This is a genomic window from Mesorhizobium sp. M1E.F.Ca.ET.063.01.1.1, from assembly GCF_003998155.1.
In the GTDB taxonomy this organism is placed as follows: Bacteria; Pseudomonadota; Alphaproteobacteria; order Rhizobiales; family Rhizobiaceae; genus Mesorhizobium.
In genome coordinates this window covers 1-21402 of sequence record NZ_RZSC01000030.1, presented here as the reverse complement: position 1 = coordinate 21402, position 21402 = coordinate 1, and the positions used below count along the sequence as shown (strand labels likewise).

22 protein-coding genes are annotated in these 21402 nt (G+C 62.2%); 1 reads left to right on the top strand and 21 read right to left on the bottom strand.

Going from position 1 to position 21402, the window contains the following annotated elements; all coding sequences use genetic code 11:
* Positions 1-42: 42 nt before the first annotated feature.
* The 5 genes from EOA29_RS04860 to EOA29_RS04840 form a co-directional block, all read right to left on the bottom strand.
* Entirely contained in the window at positions 43-1299 is a 1257-nt protein-coding gene (locus EOA29_RS04860; protein ID WP_127220338.1) for a CapA family protein, read from the bottom strand.
* Between the two features lie 77 nt (positions 1300-1376).
* Complete coding sequence (locus EOA29_RS04855; RefSeq protein WP_127220336.1) at positions 1377-2225, bottom strand: transporter substrate-binding domain-containing protein; 849 nt, start codon at positions 2223-2225, stop codon at positions 1377-1379.
* A 47-nt stretch (positions 2226-2272) separates the two neighbouring features.
* Positions 2273-3007, bottom strand: coding sequence for an ABC transporter permease subunit (locus EOA29_RS04850; RefSeq protein WP_127220335.1), 735 nt, complete (start codon positions 3005-3007; stop codon positions 2273-2275).
* Positions 3008-3019: 12 nt separating this feature from the next.
* A complete protein-coding gene (locus EOA29_RS04845; protein ID WP_127220333.1) occupies positions 3020-3679 on the bottom strand; it encodes an ABC transporter permease subunit in 660 nt (219 codons plus the stop codon).
* Between the two features lie 318 nt (positions 3680-3997).
* The gene (locus tag EOA29_RS04840; protein ID WP_127220331.1) at positions 3998-4219 is read right to left on the bottom strand and encodes a helix-turn-helix transcriptional regulator; all 222 of its coding nucleotides are present in this window, start codon (positions 4217-4219) and stop codon (positions 3998-4000) included.
* Between the two features lie 181 nt (positions 4220-4400).
* Between EOA29_RS04840 and EOA29_RS04835 the strand changes: the two genes are divergently transcribed.
* A complete protein-coding gene (locus tag EOA29_RS04835; protein ID WP_127220329.1) occupies positions 4401-5366 on the top strand; it encodes a LysR family transcriptional regulator in 966 nt (321 codons plus the stop codon).
* A gap of 10 nt (positions 5367-5376) precedes the next feature.
* Here EOA29_RS04835 and EOA29_RS04830 read toward each other — a convergent pair whose 3' ends face one another.
* From EOA29_RS04830 to EOA29_RS04755, 16 genes are all read right to left on the bottom strand, one after another.
* Positions 5377-5598 carry a DUF2274 domain-containing protein gene (locus EOA29_RS04830; RefSeq protein ID WP_127220327.1) on the bottom strand — a complete coding sequence of 74 codons (222 nt, stop codon included), beginning with the start codon at positions 5596-5598 and terminating at the stop codon, positions 5377-5379.
* Between the two features lies 1 nt (position 5599).
* A complete protein-coding gene (locus EOA29_RS04825) occupies positions 5600-6745 on the bottom strand; it encodes a TrbI/VirB10 family protein (protein ID WP_127220325.1) in 1146 nt (381 codons plus the stop codon).
* Positions 6742-7803: a P-type conjugative transfer protein TrbG gene (gene trbG / locus EOA29_RS04820; RefSeq protein ID WP_127220323.1), complete on the bottom strand. Its 1062-nt coding sequence runs from the start codon at positions 7801-7803 to the stop codon at positions 6742-6744. The genes EOA29_RS04825 and trbG overlap by 4 nt, the downstream gene beginning before the upstream one ends.
* Entirely contained in the window at positions 7800-8489 is a 690-nt protein-coding gene (trbF, locus tag EOA29_RS04815; protein WP_127220342.1) for a conjugal transfer protein TrbF, read from the bottom strand. Before trbF ends, trbG begins: the two co-directional genes overlap by 4 nt.
* Positions 8490-8491: 2 nt before the next feature.
* On the bottom strand, positions 8492-9868 hold the full coding sequence (trbL, locus tag EOA29_RS04810; protein WP_127220321.1) for a P-type conjugative transfer protein TrbL: 1377 nt from the start codon (positions 9866-9868) through the stop codon (positions 8492-8494).
* Between the two features lie 2 nt (positions 9869-9870).
* The gene (trbK-alt, locus tag EOA29_RS04805) at positions 9871-10197 is read right to left on the bottom strand and encodes a putative entry exclusion protein TrbK-alt (RefSeq protein WP_127220340.1); all 327 of its coding nucleotides are present in this window, start codon (positions 10195-10197) and stop codon (positions 9871-9873) included.
* A gap of 10 nt (positions 10198-10207) precedes the next feature.
* The gene (gene trbJ / locus EOA29_RS04800) at positions 10208-10966 is read right to left on the bottom strand and encodes a P-type conjugative transfer protein TrbJ (RefSeq protein WP_127220319.1); all 759 of its coding nucleotides are present in this window, start codon (positions 10964-10966) and stop codon (positions 10208-10210) included.
* Positions 10963-13413 carry a conjugal transfer protein TrbE gene (gene trbE / locus EOA29_RS04795; RefSeq protein WP_127220317.1) on the bottom strand — a complete coding sequence of 817 codons (2451 nt, stop codon included), beginning with the start codon at positions 13411-13413 and terminating at the stop codon, positions 10963-10965. Before trbE ends, trbJ begins: the two co-directional genes overlap by 4 nt.
* A 12-nt stretch (positions 13414-13425) precedes the next feature.
* Positions 13426-13707: a VirB3 family type IV secretion system protein gene (locus tag EOA29_RS04790; RefSeq protein WP_126085665.1), complete on the bottom strand. Its 282-nt coding sequence runs from the start codon at positions 13705-13707 to the stop codon at positions 13426-13428.
* The gene (locus tag EOA29_RS04785; protein WP_127220315.1) at positions 13707-14039 is read right to left on the bottom strand and encodes a TrbC/VirB2 family protein; all 333 of its coding nucleotides are present in this window, start codon (positions 14037-14039) and stop codon (positions 13707-13709) included. Before EOA29_RS04785 ends, EOA29_RS04790 begins: the two co-directional genes overlap by 1 nt.
* The gene (gene trbB / locus EOA29_RS04780) at positions 14036-15019 is read right to left on the bottom strand and encodes a P-type conjugative transfer ATPase TrbB (RefSeq protein ID WP_127220313.1); all 984 of its coding nucleotides are present in this window, start codon (positions 15017-15019) and stop codon (positions 14036-14038) included. The genes EOA29_RS04785 and trbB overlap by 4 nt, the downstream gene beginning before the upstream one ends.
* Positions 15020-15513: 494 nt before the next feature.
* Complete coding sequence (locus EOA29_RS04775; protein WP_127220311.1) at positions 15514-16437, bottom strand: nucleotidyl transferase AbiEii/AbiGii toxin family protein; 924 nt, start codon at positions 16435-16437, stop codon at positions 15514-15516.
* Positions 16395-17255: a type IV toxin-antitoxin system AbiEi family antitoxin domain-containing protein gene (locus EOA29_RS04770; RefSeq protein WP_127220309.1), complete on the bottom strand. Its 861-nt coding sequence runs from the start codon at positions 17253-17255 to the stop codon at positions 16395-16397. Before EOA29_RS04770 ends, EOA29_RS04775 begins: the two co-directional genes overlap by 43 nt.
* Positions 17256-17437: 182 nt before the next feature.
* Positions 17438-17875 (bottom strand): CopG family transcriptional regulator, encoded by a 438-nt coding sequence (locus EOA29_RS04765; RefSeq protein ID WP_127220307.1) that lies wholly within the window; start codon positions 17873-17875, stop codon positions 17438-17440.
* 6 nt (positions 17876-17881) lie between these two features.
* On the bottom strand, positions 17882-19867 hold the full coding sequence (locus tag EOA29_RS04760) for a conjugal transfer protein TraG (RefSeq protein ID WP_127220305.1): 1986 nt from the start codon (positions 19865-19867) through the stop codon (positions 17882-17884).
* A gap of 22 nt (positions 19868-19889) precedes the next feature.
* On the bottom strand, positions 19890-21402 hold a 1513-nt coding region (locus EOA29_RS04755), incomplete at its 5' end, for a VirD2 family relaxase/mobilization nuclease (RefSeq protein WP_127220303.1).

Genomic DNA, 21402 nt, shown 5'->3' with positions numbered 1-21402 from the left:
AACACTCCTCAGATGGAAAATCCGACACCGTGGAGTCGATCGTCAGCCGAATTTGCGCGCTGACGGCATAATTATGCTGCCGGAGTATCCCGTTATTTCAACGCCGCTGCCGAAGCCACGCGAGCGGCTCGCGAAACCTTCAAGGATGTCTCGTGCCACGTGTCCAGCGGCGGGGATGGGAACCAGCTTGCCACCTGTTTCAGATCCCGCGCGCTCGCTTACCTCGCCGATCACGACGGGCAGCAGGTCTACGCTTTCGAGATTTCCGTTCGCATCGTAGCGGCAGGCGGCGACGATGCTCTGCCAGACTTCCGGAGGATCCCATTCGCCCTCATCGGGATGGACGTGGAAGAGGAAATTTCCCAGACCGTAGAAAATTGGGGAGCCTTTGTAGACCTCCACCGCCTGAAGAACGGGGGCGCCGTGGCTGACGAAAAGGTCAGCACCGGCATCGACGCATGTGCGGGCGAAGGCCTGCACCCAACGGGGCACGTCCTGCCAACCCGGTTCCCAATGGTGATGATGCAGATATGCAATGACGAAGTCGCCTTGAGCGGCCGCCTGCCGGATAGCGGATAAATGGATGCTCGCACTCTGCGGGTCGATCTCGATCAGGCGGCCAAAGTCTGCCGCCTGCGTGAATACAGTACCATAGAAGTTGATCTCGCTGCCATTTTCTAGCGCCGGCGGGTCCTCCGGTTGGGCATAGTTGGTCAGCTCGAGATGCGAGCTCTGCAGGTGGCTGCCAAGCCTTGCCAGTCTCCTGAAATGCCCGTCCGGGACGGCAATCTTGCGAATAGTCTTCAGCCGGTTGACGCCTGGGCGGGCCGGCCGGGAAGCCGTGCGGTTTTCGGCATACATGTTGGCCGGGCCAGGGCCTGCATCGACCGCGAGAAGAGAGACCTGCCTTCCCCCCAATTTCCGCCGGCCGAGCTTGGCGGCTTCGGTCTCGTCGGCCCCTATCCCCGCGTACAGGAAACCACGTGCTTCGACCTCATCCAGTGTTGAGAGAACACCTTGGGGGCCGAGATCGAACGCATGGTTGTTTGCCAGGGCGAGAGCATTGAAACCGACATCCTGCAAAGCGTCCAGCACTTCAGCTGTGGAGTAGCCAAAATACCGACCCTTGGTAGGCCATCCGGCATGTTTGCCGAGGATCGTCGACTCGAAATTCGTGAACACGACGTCGCCTTGCTGAAGGAAGCGCTCAACTTTGGTGAACCGCTCGTCTTGTACATGGCGGATGTCGTGCGTGATCAGCGATTGACCGGTCACGACCGCGCAAAATGGATCTTTCATGAGACTCGCCTCAGGAGAGTGGAAGTTGTCCGCTGGCACGCTCTCAGCGGCACGCCGGTGTCGAAGTTGGTTCTCGGCTATTTGGACACCCCTGGTGCAATGTCCGTCTTGAACCACTTCAGGCTCAATGCCTTGATTGTTCCGTCCGTGGTGGCGGCGTCGATGGCAGCGTTGAATTTCGTGACCAGTTCGGCGTCGTCCTTGCGGATGCCCGCGCCGACGCCAGGTCCCCACAGACCGCCTTTCAGTTCCGGGCCAAAGAAGACAGCACTGGAGCCGTCGGGGGTTTCCAGAAAGTCGCGCCACGTAAAGTAGTCGGCGAGACCGCCGTCGACCCGCCCTGCGGCGAGATCGAGCTTCAGATTATCGAGACTGTCGTAGCTGCGGATGGTCACAACATCGCCGAGGAGTTGCTTCACAACGGCTTCCGAGTTTGATGAGCGAAGGACACCGATGGCTTTGCCGCTGAGAGTCGATCTCACGCGCTCGATGCTGGCCTTCTCTTTGTCTCCGAGGGTGGAGAGGTTGACTTTCTCCTTGGTGTCGCCGGTGTCGAGCCCGAGTTCCTTGCGCACGACGAATTGGTTGAAGCCACTGGCGTAGGGAATCGAAAATGCGATCTGTTGCTTGCGTTTTTCCGTGATCGCCATGCCCGACATGATGACATCGTACTTGCCGACGAGAAGCGCGGGAATGATCCCGTCCCAATCCTGCGCGACGAAGTTGCATTTGACCTGCATGCGACTGCACAGTTCGAGACCGACATCGACGTCGAAACCGTAGAGCTGGCCATTTGCGTCAGTCCCGTCCCAAGGTGGTGACGCGCCTTCGGTGGCGATCGATATCGTTCGCTCACCGTCAGCCAACACCGGGAAAGCTGCAATCAAGGATGCGATAGCAACGGCAATAGGCAAGGGTATGCGCATGAGGCACCTCTTTCGTTGGTTTCAGTTGGAAGCGGTGAGACCGTGCGTCAGGGCACGGCTGTCATGAAGGTCGGGCGAAACCGAGCCTTGCGTCGTTGCTTTGGAGTGCCATCGGTGGAAAGGCGCCGCTCCAGGAACTGAATCGCTTTCACGGCCAGCGTCGTCAGCGTCAGATAGATGGCTCCGGCGACGATGAATATCTCGTAGGGCGCGAACGTCACAGACACCAGCTGTCTCGCCATGCCGGTTATCTCAAGTAGCGTTACCGTACTCGCTAAAGACGAGCCCTTGATCATTCCAACAACCTCGTTGCCGTAGGCCGGAAGCGAAATCCTGAAGGCGATGGGAAAAGTCACAAGGCGAGCGATATGAAAGCGCTTCAGGCCAAGAGCTGCGGCGGCCTCAATGACGCCCTTGGGAACGGCCTGGAGACCACGGCACAGGATTTCGGTCGTATGCGCCGCGCTATTCAGCGAAAAAGTAAGCAGTGCGCACCAGAAGGGATCTCGCAGGACCACCCAAAAGACGCTGGCTCTCACGGCCTCGATCTGACCCAAGCCATAGTAGACCAGGAAGAGCTGTACGAGCATCGGTGTTCCGCGAATGACATAGGTGTAGGATAGCGCCGCAACCGACAGGCTTGGGTGGCCAAACGCCCGAACGAAGGCCAAGGGCACGGACAACAGAAATCCCGCCGTCAGCGCCAGGACGGTCAAGGTCAAGGTGAGGCCAATGCCTGACGGCAGGACCCTCATGGCGTCGAACATCAAATCAAGGTTCATCGAAGCCGCCCTCTATTGACCAAGAGCGGGATAGCGCCGCTCAGCCAACCGGATCGACAACAGGGTGATTGTCGTGAGCGAGAGATAGAGAGCCGACGCCGCAAGATAGAACGTCAGCGGGGCGCGCAACGACCCGGCGCCGACAAAGGCAACACGCATGATGTCGGTCAAGCCGACGATCGAAACCAGCGCTGTGTCCTTGAAGAGCGATATCCAGAGATTGCCGTAGGCTGGCAATGAGAGCCTCAGCATCTGCGGCCCAACAACAAATGCCCACCGCTGCCAAGCGTTGAGCCCAAGCGACTTCGCCGCCTCGGTCTGTCCGGAAGGAACCGCCGCAATCGCCCCGCGGAAAACCTCCGTGGCATAACCGCTGAAGACGACCGTAAGCGCGACAACCCCGGCGGTAAAAGCATTCACCTCAACGTATCTGCCCGCGATTCTACTGGCGAAGATGGTTCCGCCAAAGTAGACGAGCAGGATTACAACGAGTTCTGGGACGCCACGAACCACCGTCGTATAGGCCGTCACAACAGCTTTGAAACGGCCCGTAGGCGAGCTCTTCGATATGGCCAACAACAGCCCGAATACGGTACCGAGGAATCCGCTCACGAGAGCAAGGCTTGTGGTAACAAAGAAGGCGACAAAAAACTGAGCAGCAAATCCGCCCATGGCACTCTTCCATTGATTTGCGATTTCGCAACCTGCCACGTCAGCGAGTGACAAAACTTGGTGTAGTCTGCGAAGAATTCGATTTACGATACCCTGAAATATACTTTCAGGATTTCCTATAGGGTACCGACATAGCGCTTCTGTTCAATCTATAATTTTCAGAATTTTAGCTATAATGGCTGATTATAGGTGCGCCCCGTCAACTCCTTGAAATGTGCCGCGGCTGGGCCGAAGGCGGTGTTTCAAGGCAAGCGCATCGCGACAACGTGGAAGCTGCTGCAGCTAGGGGAAATGCTCAGTCGGGGGGCTCGTACCCGACTACTTTGACGTGGGAGGTTTGCAGAACAATGTAGCCGGGTCGCTCTCCAACACCCTTGCGATCCGCTCGGCTACGTTGAGAGACGGGTTCTTCTGCCCCCGTTCGATGCCGCCCATGTAGCTGTACGCAAGGCCGGCCTCGGTTGCCAAGGTTTCCAGAGTCATGCCGCGATCCTTCCGGACTCTACGAACATTTGCACCAAAAATCTCCGCAAGACGCATGCGCGCATAGCGACAAGCAAACCCTCCCCTTTACCAGTCACTATAGTGACTATATGCTGATGGATTCGAAGCCTGCTTGGCGACTGCAGTTTTGGGCGCCCAAGTCGGTCCAATTTCTCAACTCGGTCAGTCAAAGTCATTGCACATCTGGCTTTTGGCGCTGCCGGGAAAAGGGCGCACAATGGAGTTGCTGCAGAGCGGCCTGAAGCTCCGACAATTGCAGATCTTTCGAGAGGTGCTGCGGGCCGGATCGACGCGGCGAGCAGCTGCTGCGCTCGGGATAAGCCAGCCCGCTGTAAGCCAGCAAGTGAAGCAACTTGAAACCGCGCTCGGTATCACGCTTTTTGAACGATCTACCAACCGGATCCTTCCGTCGCGGGAAGCGTGGGAACTGCTGCGCAACGTAGAATTGGCGCTTACGTCCCTGGATCGGCTGGAAGCGTCGATCTTCGCGATGAAGAACGATGAGAAGCAGCGGATCGGCATTGCTGCTCCGGCCGTATTCGGCTTCGTGACATTGCCCAAGGTCGTGGCGACTATCCGTGAGAAGACGGCTTCGAGCGTGCGGTCAATCTCGGGAAACTACGAGCAGGTGGGTGAGCACATCCTGTCTGGGCGGGCAGATCTCGGGATTTCGCGGTTGCCACTGGATGGCCAACTGTTTGAATGGGCTCCAATCGGCTCGGCACACAACGTCTGCATCTTCCACCGCAAGCACCGATTTTCAAAGAAGACATGTATCGAAGCACATGACCTGGCCGGGGAAAAGATCGTCGACATCGACCCTCAGTTTGCGTCCCATCAAATGAACTTCAACGCGCTGCGCTTCGCCGGAATTGAGCCGGACATACTGGTCGAATACGATTCCAACGGCTACGAGGCCGGCTTCGTGGCGGCCGGCTTGGGTGTCTCGATCACCAACGAAATCATCGCTCGTGAATATGCGGCATTCGCGCTGGACGCAAAGCCGGTCGAACCATCGGCTCTCTACCATTATGTCGCCGTCTGGCAGAAAGGCCGGGTATTTTCCAATGCATTGGAAATCTCTCTGGAGGCGATCCTGTCGGCTTTTCAGCTGATAGCGCAAAGCGCGCCGGTCGTTCTCCCGTTGCAAGCTGCATCGCGCGGCGCTGGCCGATCCTCTTGACCGCTTCGCACTAAGCCTTGCGCTCCTGCCTCGCTTTCGCGAAGCCACGATCCGTGGCGATGAACCGCTCGAGCATGGGTACGATCAGGCGTATGGGATCAGCAGACTGCCCAGATTCTCCTCCAAGAATCTCTGCATATCTGGTCAGGTCGCGATGCAGGCGCGCGGGCAATTCCACAGAGACTTTGACAGGCTTGTCATCGGCAATCGGCGCCAGCTTCAACTTGGCCATTTCATCCTCCATAGGGTTCGAGCACAAGATCCCGCGTGACCAGGACGCGTACCGGAAAACCCGGGCGTATCGTCAGCGTTGGCGCGATGTTGAGCTGGCGTTCGACGATCTGCTGCCCGACCTGGCTGACGCTGTCGGCGGCGCCGCTGCGCAGGGCGCGCACGATGTCGCTTTGCTGACCGGACGAGCCAGCCTCGGCCCCTACACTGAGTATGGTGGAAAGCGCGGCCGCCTTGAACAACTCACCCCAGTGATAGTCGACACCGTCCTCGAGGCCGGCATACCCTTGCGCGTCGGCGCCAGGCTGACGCTCGAGGACAATGGAGCGGCCATCAGGGAAGATCAGCCGGCTCCAGACCAGGAGCACACGGCGCTGCCCAAAACCGACCCCGTTGTCGTATTGGCCAATGACGCGGGTGCCTTGCGGGATCAGCAGCGATCGACCAGTAGGACTGTCGTAGACATTCTCGGTCACCTGTGCGGTGACCTGACCCGGAAGGTCGGAACGGATACCGGTTATGAGCGCGGCCGAGATAACCGCACCCGCTTGCAGGACGTAGGGCGACGCCGGAGGCGCGACCCTGTCCGGAGCCACGGTGCGCCGGTCAACGGCGGCATTCAGGAATGCGGTTTGGCGATCCTGCGCCAGCTGGCCGGTGGCATCCGGACCGTAGACATGGGTCGCCATACTGCCTGGCGGTTCGGCCGCTGCTCCAGTGCCAGCTACCGTCTGGAAGAAGACACGCGACGTCCGGGCGGCCTCCTCCTCGGCCCGCCGGCGCTGTTCGGCTTCGTCGACGGTCGGTGTCGCGATCGGCGGCGGCACGACCGGCCGCCCTTTGTTCTGGGCGTCGAGCATGGGCCGGCCGAGGTCCCCAGGCAGCGGTGGTCCAAGGATTGGGCCGGTATAATCGCGCGGCAGGCTCGCCAGTCCATCTGCGGGCTGCCGGTTGGAGGTCGAGTAAAGTTCCTCGCCACGGGTATCTGCGTTGCGTGTCTGAAGCGCATAGATCAGAACCCCGCCGACACCGAGCGATGCGACGAAGCCGATGCCGGCAAGGACTTTACGCGACAGGCGGGTCACTCGCGGCGGCTCGGCGCGAAGCCGCATAGAGGCAGCAGCGGTTTTGGTCTCGTTCTGGCTCATGATCCCTGCCCTCCTCTTTGCCTTGGCGCGTTCGCGGATTTCGGCGCGGCGCTCGAGGCTGGCACCCACGACAACCGGCCCGTCCTCATCCCATCGGTGCGGGCGATCCTGACGGTCTGTTGTCGTCTACCGCTCCCCAGACGCAGTTCAGCCGCCCCGAAAAGCCGGTCGACGATCAGGATGTTTTGATAGACGCGGCCATTGGCGATCTCAGCCTCGCCGTCTGGACCAATGACGAAGATCGGCGGCATCTCGCCCTGCACGATCCCGCGCGGAAACTCGACATAGACGTGTCGGCCGTCGTCATAGACGGCGACAGGCTTCCAGGGCGGTGAATCACCTGTGAGGCCATAGCGGTAGTTGCGCGCAGCGAAATCCGGGATGATCGGCGTCTCAGGAACGGCTTGTCGCCGTCCGCCGGGCTGAGCCGGATACGCCCAGGCGACGGCCGGCATGTAGGGTTTCTCACCCGCTCGCAGCTCGATCATATAGCTGCGCCGGTCGGTGGTAATGACGAGGTTGGTGGTGATGCCGGCCCGCGATGGCTTGACCAGCACATGGACGCGCCGTGTGAGACCCGAACCGCTCTCGGTGTCGCCGATGATCCAGCGCGCGGTGTCGCCCGCCGCGATCGGCCCCTCGCCGGTCAGACTCTCGCCCGGCTCGAGCGCGATGTCGGTTATCTGCCCGGGCGCCGCATAGACCTGATAGAGCGCGCCCTCGCTCCAGGGGTAAATCTGGATGGCGTTGTAGTAGCCCTCCCGCCGCGGCTGGATCCGGGCAGCCGCATTGGCATTTTCAACGCGCGCCGTCGGCGTGTCGCCGGCAGCACCACCCACCGCAGGGATCCAGCCGGGCGGAACATGCAGCGGCTTCGGCTTCTCGTCAGGCCTGACTGCGGGGACGACTGGCAAAGGCGGCACGTTCGCGTCGTAGGCGATCTGCGGCGGCTTCCGTGGCGTGGCACAGCCTGGGAGCATGGCTCCAGAAAGCAGAACCGCCGCGAGCACGGAGCTCCTGAAAGTCTCAATGGCGACGATATGCGATGCCTGGTTCATTGGCCCATCTCCCGTGACCAGTTGATGGCGTTGACGTAGATTCCAAGTGGATTGGCCCGGAGCCGTTCGGCGTCGCGCGGCGGCTGCACGACGATCGTCAGGATCGCGGTCCAGTGCTCGGTGATGGAGAGCTTGCCGTTTTCGTAGGCGCGCTCGGCCCAGGCGACGCGGAAGGAATCCGGTGAGGCGCGAATGACCGAGGAAACCTCCACCGTGACCTGCTGCTTGCCGACCTTGGAGAAGGGTTCGTTGGCGCGAGCATAGTCGTTGAGCGCCGCCGCACCCTGGTCGGTGGTCCATTCATAGGCGCGCAGCCAGTTCTGGCGCACGATGATCGGGTCGGCGGGGATGGACCGGACCTGCTCGACGAAGCGGGCGAGGTGCCACGCGATCTGGGGATCAGTGGGCTTATAGTCCGTTGTCGCAGGCGCGACCGTCTGCGCCTGTCCGGAAGGATCGACCTGAACCACCCACGGCACGACCGTGCCCCTGGCCGATTGCCAGACAAGAGTGCCGGCCAGCCCGGCTGACAGGACCAGCGATCCGAAGGCCATCAGGCGCCAGTTCCTTGCCTGGACGCGGGCGGAGCCGATGCGCTCGTCCCAGACTTGCGCCGCCTTCTGGTAAGGCGTTTCCGGCTGAGGCGTCTTGCCGTAATGGACGGTGGGTCTTCGAAAGATGTTCATGGTCATTTGCCTTCGGAAAGCGAGATTGAGGTTCCGCCGCCGTGAGCCTCACCGGCGCGAACGGCGTGGGCGGTGGTCTGGACGCCGTGAGACAAGCGCCGGGATCGCTGCATGCGTTTGGCCCAGTCGGGCGGGCTGTGCGCTGTGGCGCCAGCCTGGCCGGCGCGGCCGAACGATGGAGCGTTGGCCGACGTGGCGGCGCCTGCGAACGTTCCCATGGTCGACGAACCGCCGGTGACCTCAACGGCGGAATGCGTTCCGGACGCAAAGCTCGATTTCATCGATTGGCTGGCCCGCGCGGCGGCGCGCTTGAGCGGCGAGGCGGCCGCCGACAAACCGGCGCTTGTAACGCCACCCATCCCGGAGGCGATACCCGTTCCGCCTGCCTGCCCGGCGGAGCCGAGCGCATAGGCAGTCGACGCGCCGCCTGCGAGAAAAGAGCCGCCCCGCGCGGCGGAAGCGGCTCCTGATAGAGCGGCCGCTCCACCGCGCGCCGCAAGGCCGGCAGCGCCGGCGGCGACGAGGGCCATGCCGCCCGCGGCGAGACCCGTACCCACCGCGGCACCGGCGCCAAGCTGCGGACCACCGGAGACAAGACCATTGGCAATGCCGGGGCCGAAGATGCCGAGGCCAAGCAGCGACAGCGCCGCCAGGACGATCGCCATTGCCTGGTCGATTGTCGGGCTCTCGCCGCCGAAGCCTTGAGTGAATTCGCCAAAGAGCGTCGAACCGATGCCGATGACCACGGCGAGCACCAGCACCTTGATACCGGATGAGATGACGTTGCCGAGCACGCGTTCGGCCATGAAGGCGGTCTTGCCGAACAAACCGAAAGGGATCAGCACGAAGCCGGCCAGCGTCGACAGCTTGAATTCGATCAGCGTCACGAAGAGCTGCACCGCCAGGATGAAGAAGGCGAGCAGGACGAGCGCCCAGGCGAACAGCAGGCAAGCGATCTGGATGAAGTTTTCGAAGAAGGACACATAGCCCATCAGACCCGAGATCGCCTCGAGCAACGGCCGTCCCGCATCGAGGCCGGTCTGCGCCACCTTGCCGGGGTGCAGCAGGTCCTGTGCCGACAAGCCGGTGCCGCTCGCCTTGAGGCCAAGCCCGGAAAAGCTTTCGAAGACGATCCGGGCGAGACTGTTCCAGTTCGAAATCAGGTAGGCGAAAACGCCGACGAAAAGCGTCTTCTTGACGAGCCGCGCGAGGATGTCCTCATCGGCGCCCCAGCTCCAGAACAGCGCTGCGAGCGTCACGTCGATGACGATCAGCGTGGTGGCGACGAAGGCGACTTCGCCGCCGAGCAGACCGAAACCACTGTCGATATAGCGGGTGAAGGTGGCCAGGAATTGGTCGATGACGCCGGTATTGCCCATGCCTATCGGGTCTCCTGCGAGGCCGCGTCCGGAGACCGCGGGTTGGCCGGCTCGCGGGGCGAGCTGGCGAACGGCTGCTGCAGGCCAAGAAAACGATCGCGCTGCTCGGTCCACAGCCGCGCGCACCCGTCGTCGCGAAGAGCAGCCTCGCCGAGAATCTGGCAGCGGCGAAGACCATCGCGAAGCGGATCCAGCGCAGTGGACGCCGGCGCGACAGGCATCGCGACCGCCGGCTTGCCCTCCTTCCGGCTCATCTCGAGCGCGGTCGCCGTGACGGCGACCGCGACGAAGATGACGGCTGTGATGCGAGCGAGTGACTTGCCGTCCATCGCCATGACCTCAACGATTGAACATCTGGACGTTGCCCGCCTGGTAGCCGGAGCCGGGCGCCAGGAAGCGGCGGCGTTGCTCGCGGCCTTGGTCGGCCGCGGCCGCACGTTCGGCCTCGGTCAGCGCCTGGGCGCGGCCGTTGGCGGCGACAACGGCGGTAAGGTCCGCAAGCTGTTGGCCCTGTAGTGCCAAGAGCTGGTTGCCGGCTTGCGTCGCCTGCAGCGCTCCGGTCGCCGATTGGCTGGCGCCGACGAGCGCCGACATCTGCGCGCGACTGGTGTCGATGTTTCCGACCACGCCCGCCTGAACGCGCATGGCGTCCTGAAGACCGCCGACCGTGTTTTGCCAGCGCGAACGCGCATCCGTGACCAACTGCTGGTCGGAAGCCGAAAGCGACACGCTGCGGTATTGCTGCTCAAAGGCCTTGTCGACCTGTTGCACGTCGTAGGCGATGTTCTGCGCCTGGCCGAGCAGGTGTTGCGTGCGCTGCACGGATTGCTGCAGTTGCTGGAGCGAGGACAAGGGCAAGCTCGCGAGGTTGCGTGCCTGATTGATCAACATCTGGGCCTGGTTCTGCAGCGAGGTGATCTGATTGGTGATCTGCTGCAGGGATCGCGCGGCAGTCAGCACGTTCTGCGAATAGTTCGATGGATCGAAGACGATGAAGGCATGCGCCGGCGCAATCATAATCGGCGAGATCGCGACAGGCGCAGCGAGCATTGCCGCGACCAGAAGAAGCGCGCGCGAGCGGGTTTGATGGACAGTCATGGCTGAGGCTCCTTTTGTGCTTCGGGAATGGAGAGGTCGGGAATGAGATCGGCGGCCCAGCCGACGTTGCGGGCGCGCAGCCAGGCGGCAAGGAAGCCATCGCGGCCGTGCTCGGCAACGATGCTGGCTATCAGGGCCTGGTCGGTCTTCGACGACGCGGCACAGAACGCGAGCCCGACCTCGGACAGCCCCAGCTCGAAGAGGCGGTTACCGCGCCGGGACTGGCAGTAGTAGTCGCGCTTGGGCGTCGCTCGCGCCAGGATCTCGATCTGGCGGTCGTTGAGGCCGAACCGGCGATAAATCGCCGTGATTTGCGGCTCGATCGCCCGTTCGTTAGGCAGGAGCAGGCGGGTCGGACAGCTTTCGATGATCGCCGGCGCGATGCCCGAATTGTCGATGTCGGACAGCGACTGGGTGGCGAAGATCACGCTGGCGTTCTTCTTGCGCAGCGTCTTCAACCATTCGCGCAACTGCGCGGCGAAACCTTCGTCGTCAAGCGCGAGCCAACCCTCATCGATGATGAGCAATGTCGGCCGGCCATCGAGCCGGTCGCCGATGCGGTGGAAGAGGTAGGACAGGGTGGCAGGTGCTGCCCCGGTGCCAACCAGGCCCTCTATCTCGAACGCTTGCACGGCCGCCGCGCCGAGGTGCTCGGCCTCGGAATCGAGCAAACGACCATACGGCCCGCCTATGCAATAGGAGCGCAGCGCCTGTTTGAGATTGTTGGCCTGCAGCAACACGCTGAGGCCGGTGATGGTGCGCTCGCCGGGCGGCGCGGAGGCGAGCGAAGTCAGCGCGGTCCAGATGTGCTCCTTGGCCTCCGGATTTATGGGAATGCCTTCGCGCCCGAGGATCGCGAGCATCCAGTCGGCCGCCCAGGCGCGCTCGTAGGTATTGTCTACGCGCGCCAGGGGCTGGAGCGAGACGGAGGCTTCCATGCCCTCGGTAAGCCCACCGCCAAGATCGTGCCAGTCGCCGCCCATGGCGAGCGTGGCGGCGCGGATCGAGCCACCGAAGTCGAAAGCGAAGACTTGGCTGTGCAGATAGCGTCGGAACTGCAGCGCCATCAGCGCGAGCAGCACGGACTTGCCCGCGCCGGTGGGGCCGACGACGAGGGTGTGGCCGACGTCGCCGACATGCAAGGACAACCGGAACGGGGTCGAGCCTTCGGTCTTGCCGTAAAGCAAGGGAGGACGACCGAAGTGCTCGTCCCGTTCCGGCCCCGCCCACACGGCAGAGAGGGGAATCATGTGGGCGAGATTGAGCGTCGAGATGGGCGGTTGGCGGACATTGGCATAGGCATGTCCAGGCAATGAACCGAGCCAGGCGTCGACGGCATTGACGGTTTCGACCATGGCCGTGAAGTCGCGACCCTGGATCATCTTCTCGACGAGACGCAGTTTCTCATCGGCGAAGCGCGGATCGGCATCAAAAACCGTGACGGTCGCAGTAACGTAGGCCATACCGGCGACGTCGGCGCCAAGTTCCTGTAACGCCATGTCGGCGTCGGCCGACTTGTTGGCGGCATCCGTGTCGACGAGCACGGACGCCTCGTTGGTCATGATCTCCTTCAGGATCGCCGCAATCGACTTGCGTTTTGCAAACCATTGACGGCGGATCTTCGTGACAAGCTTCGTGGCGTCGGTCTTGTCGAGCAGGATCGCGCGCGTCGACCAGCGATAGGGAATGGCCAGCCGGTTGAGGTCATCGAGCAGACCTGGCGTCGTGGCGGCGGGAAAGCCGACAATGGTGAGCACGCGAAGATGCTGACCGCCAAGGCGAGGCTCGAGCCCTCCGGTCAGGGGTTGGTCAGCAAGCAGCGCATCGAGATAGACCGGGGTTTCCGGGACACGCACTCGATGATACCTGGTCGATATGGTGGCGTGCAGATAGGTCAGTGTCTCGCCATCGTCGAGCCACCGGCATTCCGGCATGAAGCCGTCGAGCAAAGCGAGCACGCGATCGGTGCGGTCGATGAAAGCACGCAGGATCTCATGGGGATCGACGCCCGATCGTTCGCGCCCTTCGTAGAGCCATTTCTCAGCGCGCGCGGCTTCCTCGGCCGGCGACAGGTGGAGGAACGTGAGGAAGTAGCTCGATACGAAATGCACCCCCTCCTCCTCGAAGTCGGCTTTGCGCTCGGCGTCGACAAGGGCGGATGCAGCATCGGGAAACTGGCTGTCAGGATAGGTCGCCGCCTCGCGCCGCTGCGCCTCGACGAAGATGCTCCAGCCTGACCCGAGGCGACGAAAGGCGTTGTTGATGCGCGAGGCCACCGCGACCAATTCAGCCGCGACGGCGGAATCGAGGTCTGGCCCGCGAAACGTCGCGGTGCGCTGAAAGCTGCCGTCCTTGTTGAGCACCACGCCAGGCGCCGCAAGCGCTACCCATGGCAGGTAATCGGCAAGGTGACTGGCGGCACGGCGGAATTCGGCAAGGTTCATCATGAAGGCGCCCTCTCAAACCGACAGGTGACCGGGAATGCGCAGATGCCGGCGGCCGACTTCCACGAACAGCGGATCGCGCCTGGCGGCCCACACAGCCGTGAAATGTCCGAGCGCCCAGATGATGAGACCAACCAGCCACAGACGCAGGCCGAGGCCCACCGCGCCGGCGAGCGTGCCGTTCAGGATCGCGATGGAGCGTGGCGCGCCACCGAGCAGGATGTGTTCGGTCAGCGCCCTATGGACGGGGATGACAAATCCCGGCACCGCGTCGAGCTGTTCGAAAGCGGTTGCCATCAGATCAGCGCCCCGCCGCCGAACGAGAAGAACGACAGGAAAAAGCTTGACGCCGCGAAGGCGATGGAGAGGCCGAAGACGATCTGGATCAGCCGCCGGAAGCCGCCCGAAGTATCGCCAAACGCCAGCGTCAGACCGGTCACGATAATGATGATGACCGCGATGATCTTGGAGACCGGGCCCTCCACTGACTGAAGGATCTTTTCGAGTGGCTGTTCCCATGGCATCGACGAACCGGCGGCGTGCCCGGCCGGCGCGAGCATGAGATTGATTGCCAAGGTCGCGGAGGCGATGGCGAGGCAACGGTAGCCGCAAGACAGAATGCGGATCATGAAGGATCTCCTGTGTTGTTCGGGATAGTTTGCGAGGTGCGGTAGTCGCCGTCGGGACCAAGCCCGTCGACGCGGGCGAGTTCGGTCAGCCGCCGCGCCGAACCGCGTCCGGACAGGACAGCGACGAGATCGATGGTTTCGGCGATCAGCGCGCGCGGGACAGTGACGACGGCTTCCTGGATCAGTTGTTCGAGGCGGCGCAGCGCGCCAATGGCGGAGCCGGCATGAATGGTGCCGATGCCGCCGGGATGCCCGGTGCCCCATGCCTTGAGCAGATCAAGGGCTTCGGAGCCGCGCACCTCGCCGATCGGGATGCGGTCGGGCCGCAGGCGCAGCGACGAGCGGACCAGGTCGGACAGCGTGGCGACACCATCCTTGGTGCGCATGGCGACAAGGTTGGGCGCGGCGCATTGCAGCTCGCGCGTGTCCTCGATGATGACGACGCGATCAGTCCCTCTTGCCACTTCGGCAAGCAGCGCGTTGGTCAATGTCGTCTTGCCGGTGGAGGTGCCGCCGGCGACCAGTATGTTGGCGCGAGCAGCGATCGCGGCACGCAGCGCTGCCGCCTGCGCCATGGTCATGATGCCCGCGGCCACGTAGTCGTCGAGCGTGAAGACCGCGACGGCGGGTTTTCGTATGGCGAAGGCCGGCGCGGCGACGACGGGCGGAAGAAGGCCTTCGAAACGCTCGCCCGTGTCGGGCAGTTCGGCGGACACGCGGGGAGAGCGGGGATGGACCTCGGCGCCGACATGGTGGGCGACCAGACGCACGATGCGCTCGCCATCGGCGACCGACAGCACCTCCCCCGTATCGGACAGGCCTTCGGAGAGCTGATCAACCCAGATGCGGCCATCCGGGTTGAGCATCACCTCGACGACCGCGGGATCGTCCAGAAGCCGCGTGATGGCGGCTCCGAGCGCTGTGCGCAACATACGCGAGCTGCGGGCGCGTCCCTCGTTGTTGTTTTGCGAAACCGCCATCTCGTCCCCGTCTTTCCTTCGGGGACAACTCGGACGGTCCCCGCTCGGGGATGACTAAGAGAACCAGATATCGGTTCGCTTCAACAAGTATATCGAGGCGTAGTAGCGTGGCGTGTAATTACAGGAGAACGGCGGTGCAGCTGCCTTTTCTCTTCGGTGGGAGAGCAATTGAGGTCGATCGGTGGACCGGGCTCCCCACAATTCAGGTCGCTCCGAGCCGCGCCTGCTATTGCCAATCTCAAGGAGAGGATGCCGCCGCAGAGCCTTCCGCATCTGTCGCTGGTTTCATCGGCAATACTGCGTAACCACCATTTATGCGCAATCGCGTATAAAGCCGATCTATACGCGAGTGTGTATAGCGCGCTTGCAGATGACAGGAGAAAACGGCGGCAATGATCACCCTGGCGTTGAACCGAACCGTCGGTCCTCCTGACCCCGAGGGCGGCCTTCGTTGCCGTCGCTTAGAATGCGTCGAGCGGTAAATCTTGCTCGACTTAAATGGAACCGAGGCCGAGCACGCGTTCCAGATTCTCATACGCCCCACGATGCCTCTCCCTGGGCATGCGTTCCAGATTGTGCAGCTTCCAGCGAACCGCGGGAAGCTTGTCGGCTCCTTCAATAGCTAGGAGGCTCCAATCTGGACGCCCGGCTTTGAATGACAGAAGAAATTTCCGCTGATCCTCGGTCAAAGCCTTGTTGAGGTCGCCGATCAGCCGTTCGCGCACGGCAAGAAGTTCGTCGAGGCTGACTTCGATCTGAGACATACGGACGAACTCGCCTTCATAGATACCGGCGATGTCCTTGCGGGTGGGCTGTAGAAGTTCGGCCATCGTCCGGTTATGGCTGATGAGGTAGACCAGAAAGGTCCTGACCAGGTCTTCGGTGAGGCCCTCGTTTTCAAAGAGCAGCTTCACGTCGAAAAGATCCCTCGGATGCTGCCTGTCGAGGGCGGCGCAGATCTTTCCGGCATATAGGTCGGGAATCGAGAGAAGCTGCATTTCAATATAGCCGAATTGCGCTTCGACCGCGGGCGATACCTCGCGCAATTCCTCCGGCAGCACGGATCCGCGAAGGACCGGCGAGAGCTCGATCTTGATGCGATCGGCGCCCTGCGAAACGAAGAGGCGCAATGCATCGGCCTGATGCTCGAAGGAGCGAATAATCTCGGTGCCAGGCATCGCGGCGATGATGGCGTCCGCGATGCGGGCAAGAGCCTCCGCGACGTTCTTCAATGCGGTGTCACGATCATCCATCGGCAGATAGACAAGGTCGATGTCGACGGAGAGGCGCGGAAGGTCGCGGATAAAGAGATTGATGGCGGTTCCGCCTTTCAGCGCAAACGATCTCTCGACCGCCACCAGAGGCAGGATGCGGGTCAGGAGTCGGACTTGTCCGTAGTAAGGGCTGGCGGTGTCCACATCTCCTCCGGGACGGTTATGCGATATTTTGAATCGAGTCTGCCGTCCTTGGCCAGAACCCTGTTGCCGCTTCCGAGGCCGAGCGCATCGAGTGCTTTGGGCGCCGGCAATTTCTTGAACCATGTATAGTCGTTGCGCTCGGCCATCCAGTAGAACAGCCGGCGCACCTTGACGCTGGTGCATTTGCGCAAGAGTTGCTCCATGCGCCGCGGCGACAGCGTCGTCATCCCTTGAAGCAGTTGATTGGCGTGCTCGAAGGAAACCGTCTCCGGAACATCCATCAGCACCTCCAGGTAAGCTCTTTCGGGCGAGGACAAGGTGAATGGCCATGAACCTTGCCGCTGGCCCGGAACGTCCACATCTGTGAGCGTGCGCTCGAGCGGATCATACTCACGGTAAACGAATCCGGACCCGCCCAGCGAGGAAAGGCCGTTGTGGCGAACGAAATGTACGGCCGGCAACGCATGGTTCAGCCAGGACGGTAAGGCATCTTTGCCGTAAAGATGCACTGTTCGTTGGCGCGACAGGGGCAGATAGTGCGCAAATCCCTGCAATTCGAGGGCGGTAAGCCCGCCGACACTGAGATCTGTACCGAATATGGTCTGCAGGGCGGCTACGGCGCCTTGCCACGTCATATGGGTGCCGGGCCGCACATACACGCCCGGTGCCAGCGATTTGAGCTGGTTGCTTTTGAGCAGATTATCGACGGCGTGACGATCAAACTGCGGGCTTTGCTTCTTGAGCCACTGCTTCGTTACCGGAAGCCCCTCGGGTACCATCGTTTGAAGTAGCGCTCGGCGATCAGCATTTGTTGGCATGGTTTATAGATTTTCACATAGGCGGCGATGATCGCCGCATTTTTCGATTTTTTTAAACTACCACAATAGCCATTGGTTTACAACAATTGGAATTTGCGGCGATCATCGCCGCATTACAGAAAAAACGCAAACATATGCTGATCCAAGCACCCAGCTGGACGCCCGCCGACAACTCCAAGCGCCTAAATCCCTCCGGCTTCTTTCGGGTCGACGTCCTCCGAAATCTCCTGCCGCAGTTTCGGGCCCTTAGCCAGCCGCCTGCCCAATGCGGTCACGAATGCCTCATAACGTTCCGCCGCCTTGGCTCGCGCAGCCTGGGCGGCAGGCTCCGGCAATGCCGGCGTGGTCGCCAGCCAGAAGCGGACAAACACCGCCAGCGTCTCGACCGCGATGCCGACATCGCGCTCCTGCCGGGCAAGGCGTCGATCGATCTGGTCGAGGCGTCTGGCGATCGCCGCTTCACGACGCTCATCCGCATCGGGCGATAGGAACGAAGCGATCGCGGCCTCGGCAATCATGGACTGGGATTGATCGCGTCGCGCCGCATAGTCGGCCAGCATCGTCATAATGGGCGCTTCGAGATAGACGGAGATTTGCACTTTCTTCTTGCGAGCGATCATGACGCCTTACAACTTCATGCCGTCATCAGGGTCGAGGGAAACCTGCCGCGCCACGCCTTCCATAAGGCGAGCCAAACGCCGGTTGCTAACGGCGTCATGGTCGCCATCATCGACCGGATCGATCTCGAACTCGTTCTCGATCGTGGCCATCTTCTCGACCGGCGGCGCGCGATTGAGCTCGGGTTGCTGGCGCTGTTCGGATCCGGTCGGATCTTCGTCGTCTTGTTGCGGCGAGCCTTGAGGAGCAGCGGCCGCGCTGGCGGCCAGCACCGGCAGTCGGCTCCAATCATCAGGGTGCCACTCGTCCGGACTGGTCAGTTCAGGTGGCGGCAGGATGCGCTCCTGTAAGCGAGCATCCTCAAAATAGCGCGCCTTCTTGGCTCTAATCGGCGGCGTACCCGCCACCATCACGATCTCGTCGCTTGGTGGCAGCTGCATGATCTCTCCAGGGGTCAGCAACTGACGGGCGGTCTCTTGCCTCGACACCATGAGATGTCCGAGCCAGGGCGAAAGCCGGTGACCGGCATAGTTCTTCATGGCCCGCATCTCCGTTGCCGTGCCGAGGGCATCGGAGACACGTTTGGCGGTCCTCTCGTCGTTCGTGGCGAAGCTCACGCGCACGTGGCAGTTGTCGAGGATGGAGTTGTTCGGGCCATAGGCCTTTTCGATCTGATTCAGGGACTGCGCGATCAGGAAGCTCTTCAGTCCGTAGCCTGCCATGAACGCCAGCGCGCTCTCGAAGAAGTCGAGGCGACCGAGCGCGGGAAACTCATCCAGCATCAGCAGCAATCGGTGGCGGCTGGTCCTGGTATGCAGGTCTTCGGTCAGCCGACGACCGATCTGGTTGAGGATAAGGCGAATGAGCGGCTTGGTCCGATTGATGTCGGACGGCGGCACGACCAGGTAAAGCGTCGCCGGATCCTTTTGGCCGACGATGTCCGCGATCCGCCAGTCGCATTGCCGGGTCACTTCGGCGACAACTGGGTCGCGATAGAGGCCAAGGAAGGACATCGCGGTGGAGAGCACGCCCGAGCGTTCATTATCGGATTTGTTGAGCAGTTCGCGCGCAGCACTGGCAATTACCGGGTGCGGACCAACCCCGCCGAGATGGGCGGTTTTCATCATTGCGGCCAGCGTCGACTCGATCGGCCGCTTCGGATCGGATAGGAAGGCGGCGACGCCGGCCAGCGTCTTGTCCTTCTCGGCATAGAGGACGTGGAGGATCGCGCCGACCAGCAGCGCGTGGCTGGTCTTTTCCCAGTGGTTGCGCTTCTCGAGGCTGCCTTCCGGGTCAACGAGAATGTCCGCGATGTTCTGGACGTCGCGTACCTCCCATTCGCCGCGCCGGACTTCCAGAAGGGGATTATACGCCGACGATCTCGAATTGGTCGGATCGAAGAGCAGCACGCGACCGTGCAGGTCGCGAAAGCCGGCGGTGAGTTGCCAATTCTCACCCTTGATGTCGTGCACGATCGCCGACCCCGGCCAGGCAAGCAGGGAAGGCACCACCAGGCCAACGCCCTTGCCTGACCGCGTCGGCGCAAAACAAAGCACATGCTCTGGCCCGTCGTGGCGCAAGTAGTGGCGATCGTAGCGCCCGAGAACGACGCCGTCGGCGCCAAGCAAGCCGGCCGCCTCCACCTCCCTCCTACCGGCCCATCGTGCCGAACCATAGGTGTGGACGTTCTTGGCTTCGCGCGCCCGCCACACCGACATGCTGATCGCGACGATGATCGAGAGGAAGCCCCCGGACACGGCGACCAGGCCACCTTCCAAGAAAACCTCTGGGGCATAGGCGTCGTAAAAATACCACCACCAGAACAAGGCAGGCGGATAGTAAACGGGCAGGCCGGCCAGATCGAACCAGGGCGGCCCGAGCTGTGCCTGGAAACCCAGTCTCCACGCGGTCCATTGCGTCGCTGTCCAGGTGCTCAACAGGACGATCAGGAAGACCGTGAGGATCTGGCCCCAGAGGATTTTGGTGGCGGACATGGCATGATCCCTTCTTGTGTCATTAGAGGCCTAGTCCTCTCTTGCGGCCAAAGCTCCAGTCGACGCCGCCATCACCACGGGTGACACCGGAGACATGCTGGCCGAGACGCCTTTCCAGGGAGGGCGTCCAGGGGACGAGCTGGAAGCCAAGGGCGTCGTCGACCATGGCAAAGCGCCCGGAGGCAAGCGACAGGCGCCGTTGATAGATACCGGCGACATAGTCTCCGCTGGCGGGAGGTCTGAAGGGCTGGCCAGTCTCGGTTGTAAGCCTCTCGCCAACCAGTTCGAGTTCCCGGCGGCGCAGTGTCTCGATCAGGTTGCTCGTGAGCACAACGCGGCCGCCTACCCGCCTCCCCAGGCCTTGGGCGATCAGGTAATCAGCCCGTTGTTCCATGGCCCGATGAACCTCGGCGCCAAAGCCAGCCGCGCTCAAGGCGGCAGGCTCGCGGGCGATGGCTTGCCGGTCAAGCCCGGTCGCGCCCTCTGCCGTGATCTGCTCGTGCACATCAAGGTCGGAGCGGACCGCCAGCGCGATCCGGCGCCGGCCGTTCGCATCATCGAACTTGCGCAGTTCGACGATCGACCCCGGCGGGCCGTCGCCGGTTGCCTCCAGATCGCCAAGTCTGATGTGGTGAGTGCGCCCGTCGACGCCGTCGACCACGGCATAAGCCGTCCCGCTCAGTTCATCATCGAGCCCCCGGTCGACCAGCCGGCCGACAATGGGTGTATCGAGGCTTTCGGCGGCCAACACATAGTTGGCTGAGCCGCGCTCGATTCCTCGCCCAGTCAATGCGCGGTGCATTCGCTTTATGATGTCGCCACGCTCGCCGAGCTCGCGCAGCGTCGCCTCGGCCCTGTCGTCAATCACCCATTGTCCCGGCGCAACCTGATCGGCAAGACCAAGGGCTTGGAGCTTGTGCAGGCGACCGAGCTTCTGCACGTGATACTCGTCGGGCGGCCTATGGGCGCTTGGAGCAAGATCGATTGCCCCGGTGCGCGCAATGTCGCGCAGCAACTGACGATCAAGCTGGGTCCAGCGCTCGGCTTCGATCTGCCGTTGCAGATTGCGGCGGATTTCGAGATCGGAGCGGGGCCCGAGTTCCTGCGTAACGAGATCGGCAGCGCGGGCGCGCATACCTTCCTTGATATAGTCGCGTGAGATGACGAGATCCTGCCCGTCATCCGAGCGGCCGCGCAGGATGACGTGGATATGGGGATTGTCGGTGTTCCAGTGGCTCGACGCGACCCAATCGAGCTTCGTGCCGAGATCCTTCTCCATTTGCTTCATCAGGTCGCGGGTGAAGGACTTCAGATCAGCCATGTCCATGGCATCTTCCGGCGAGACGATGAAGCGGAAATGGTGACGATCGCTCCCGCAGCGCTCGGCGAAATCCTTGACGTCCGCATCATCGGTTACGGGGCCAAACATGCGAGCCTTTTCCCCTTCACGGGTCACGCCCTCGCGTTGCAGGTAGGAAAGGTGTGCGGTGAGCGGGACGGCACGCCCGGAGTGACGAACGACGCGGGTCTTGATG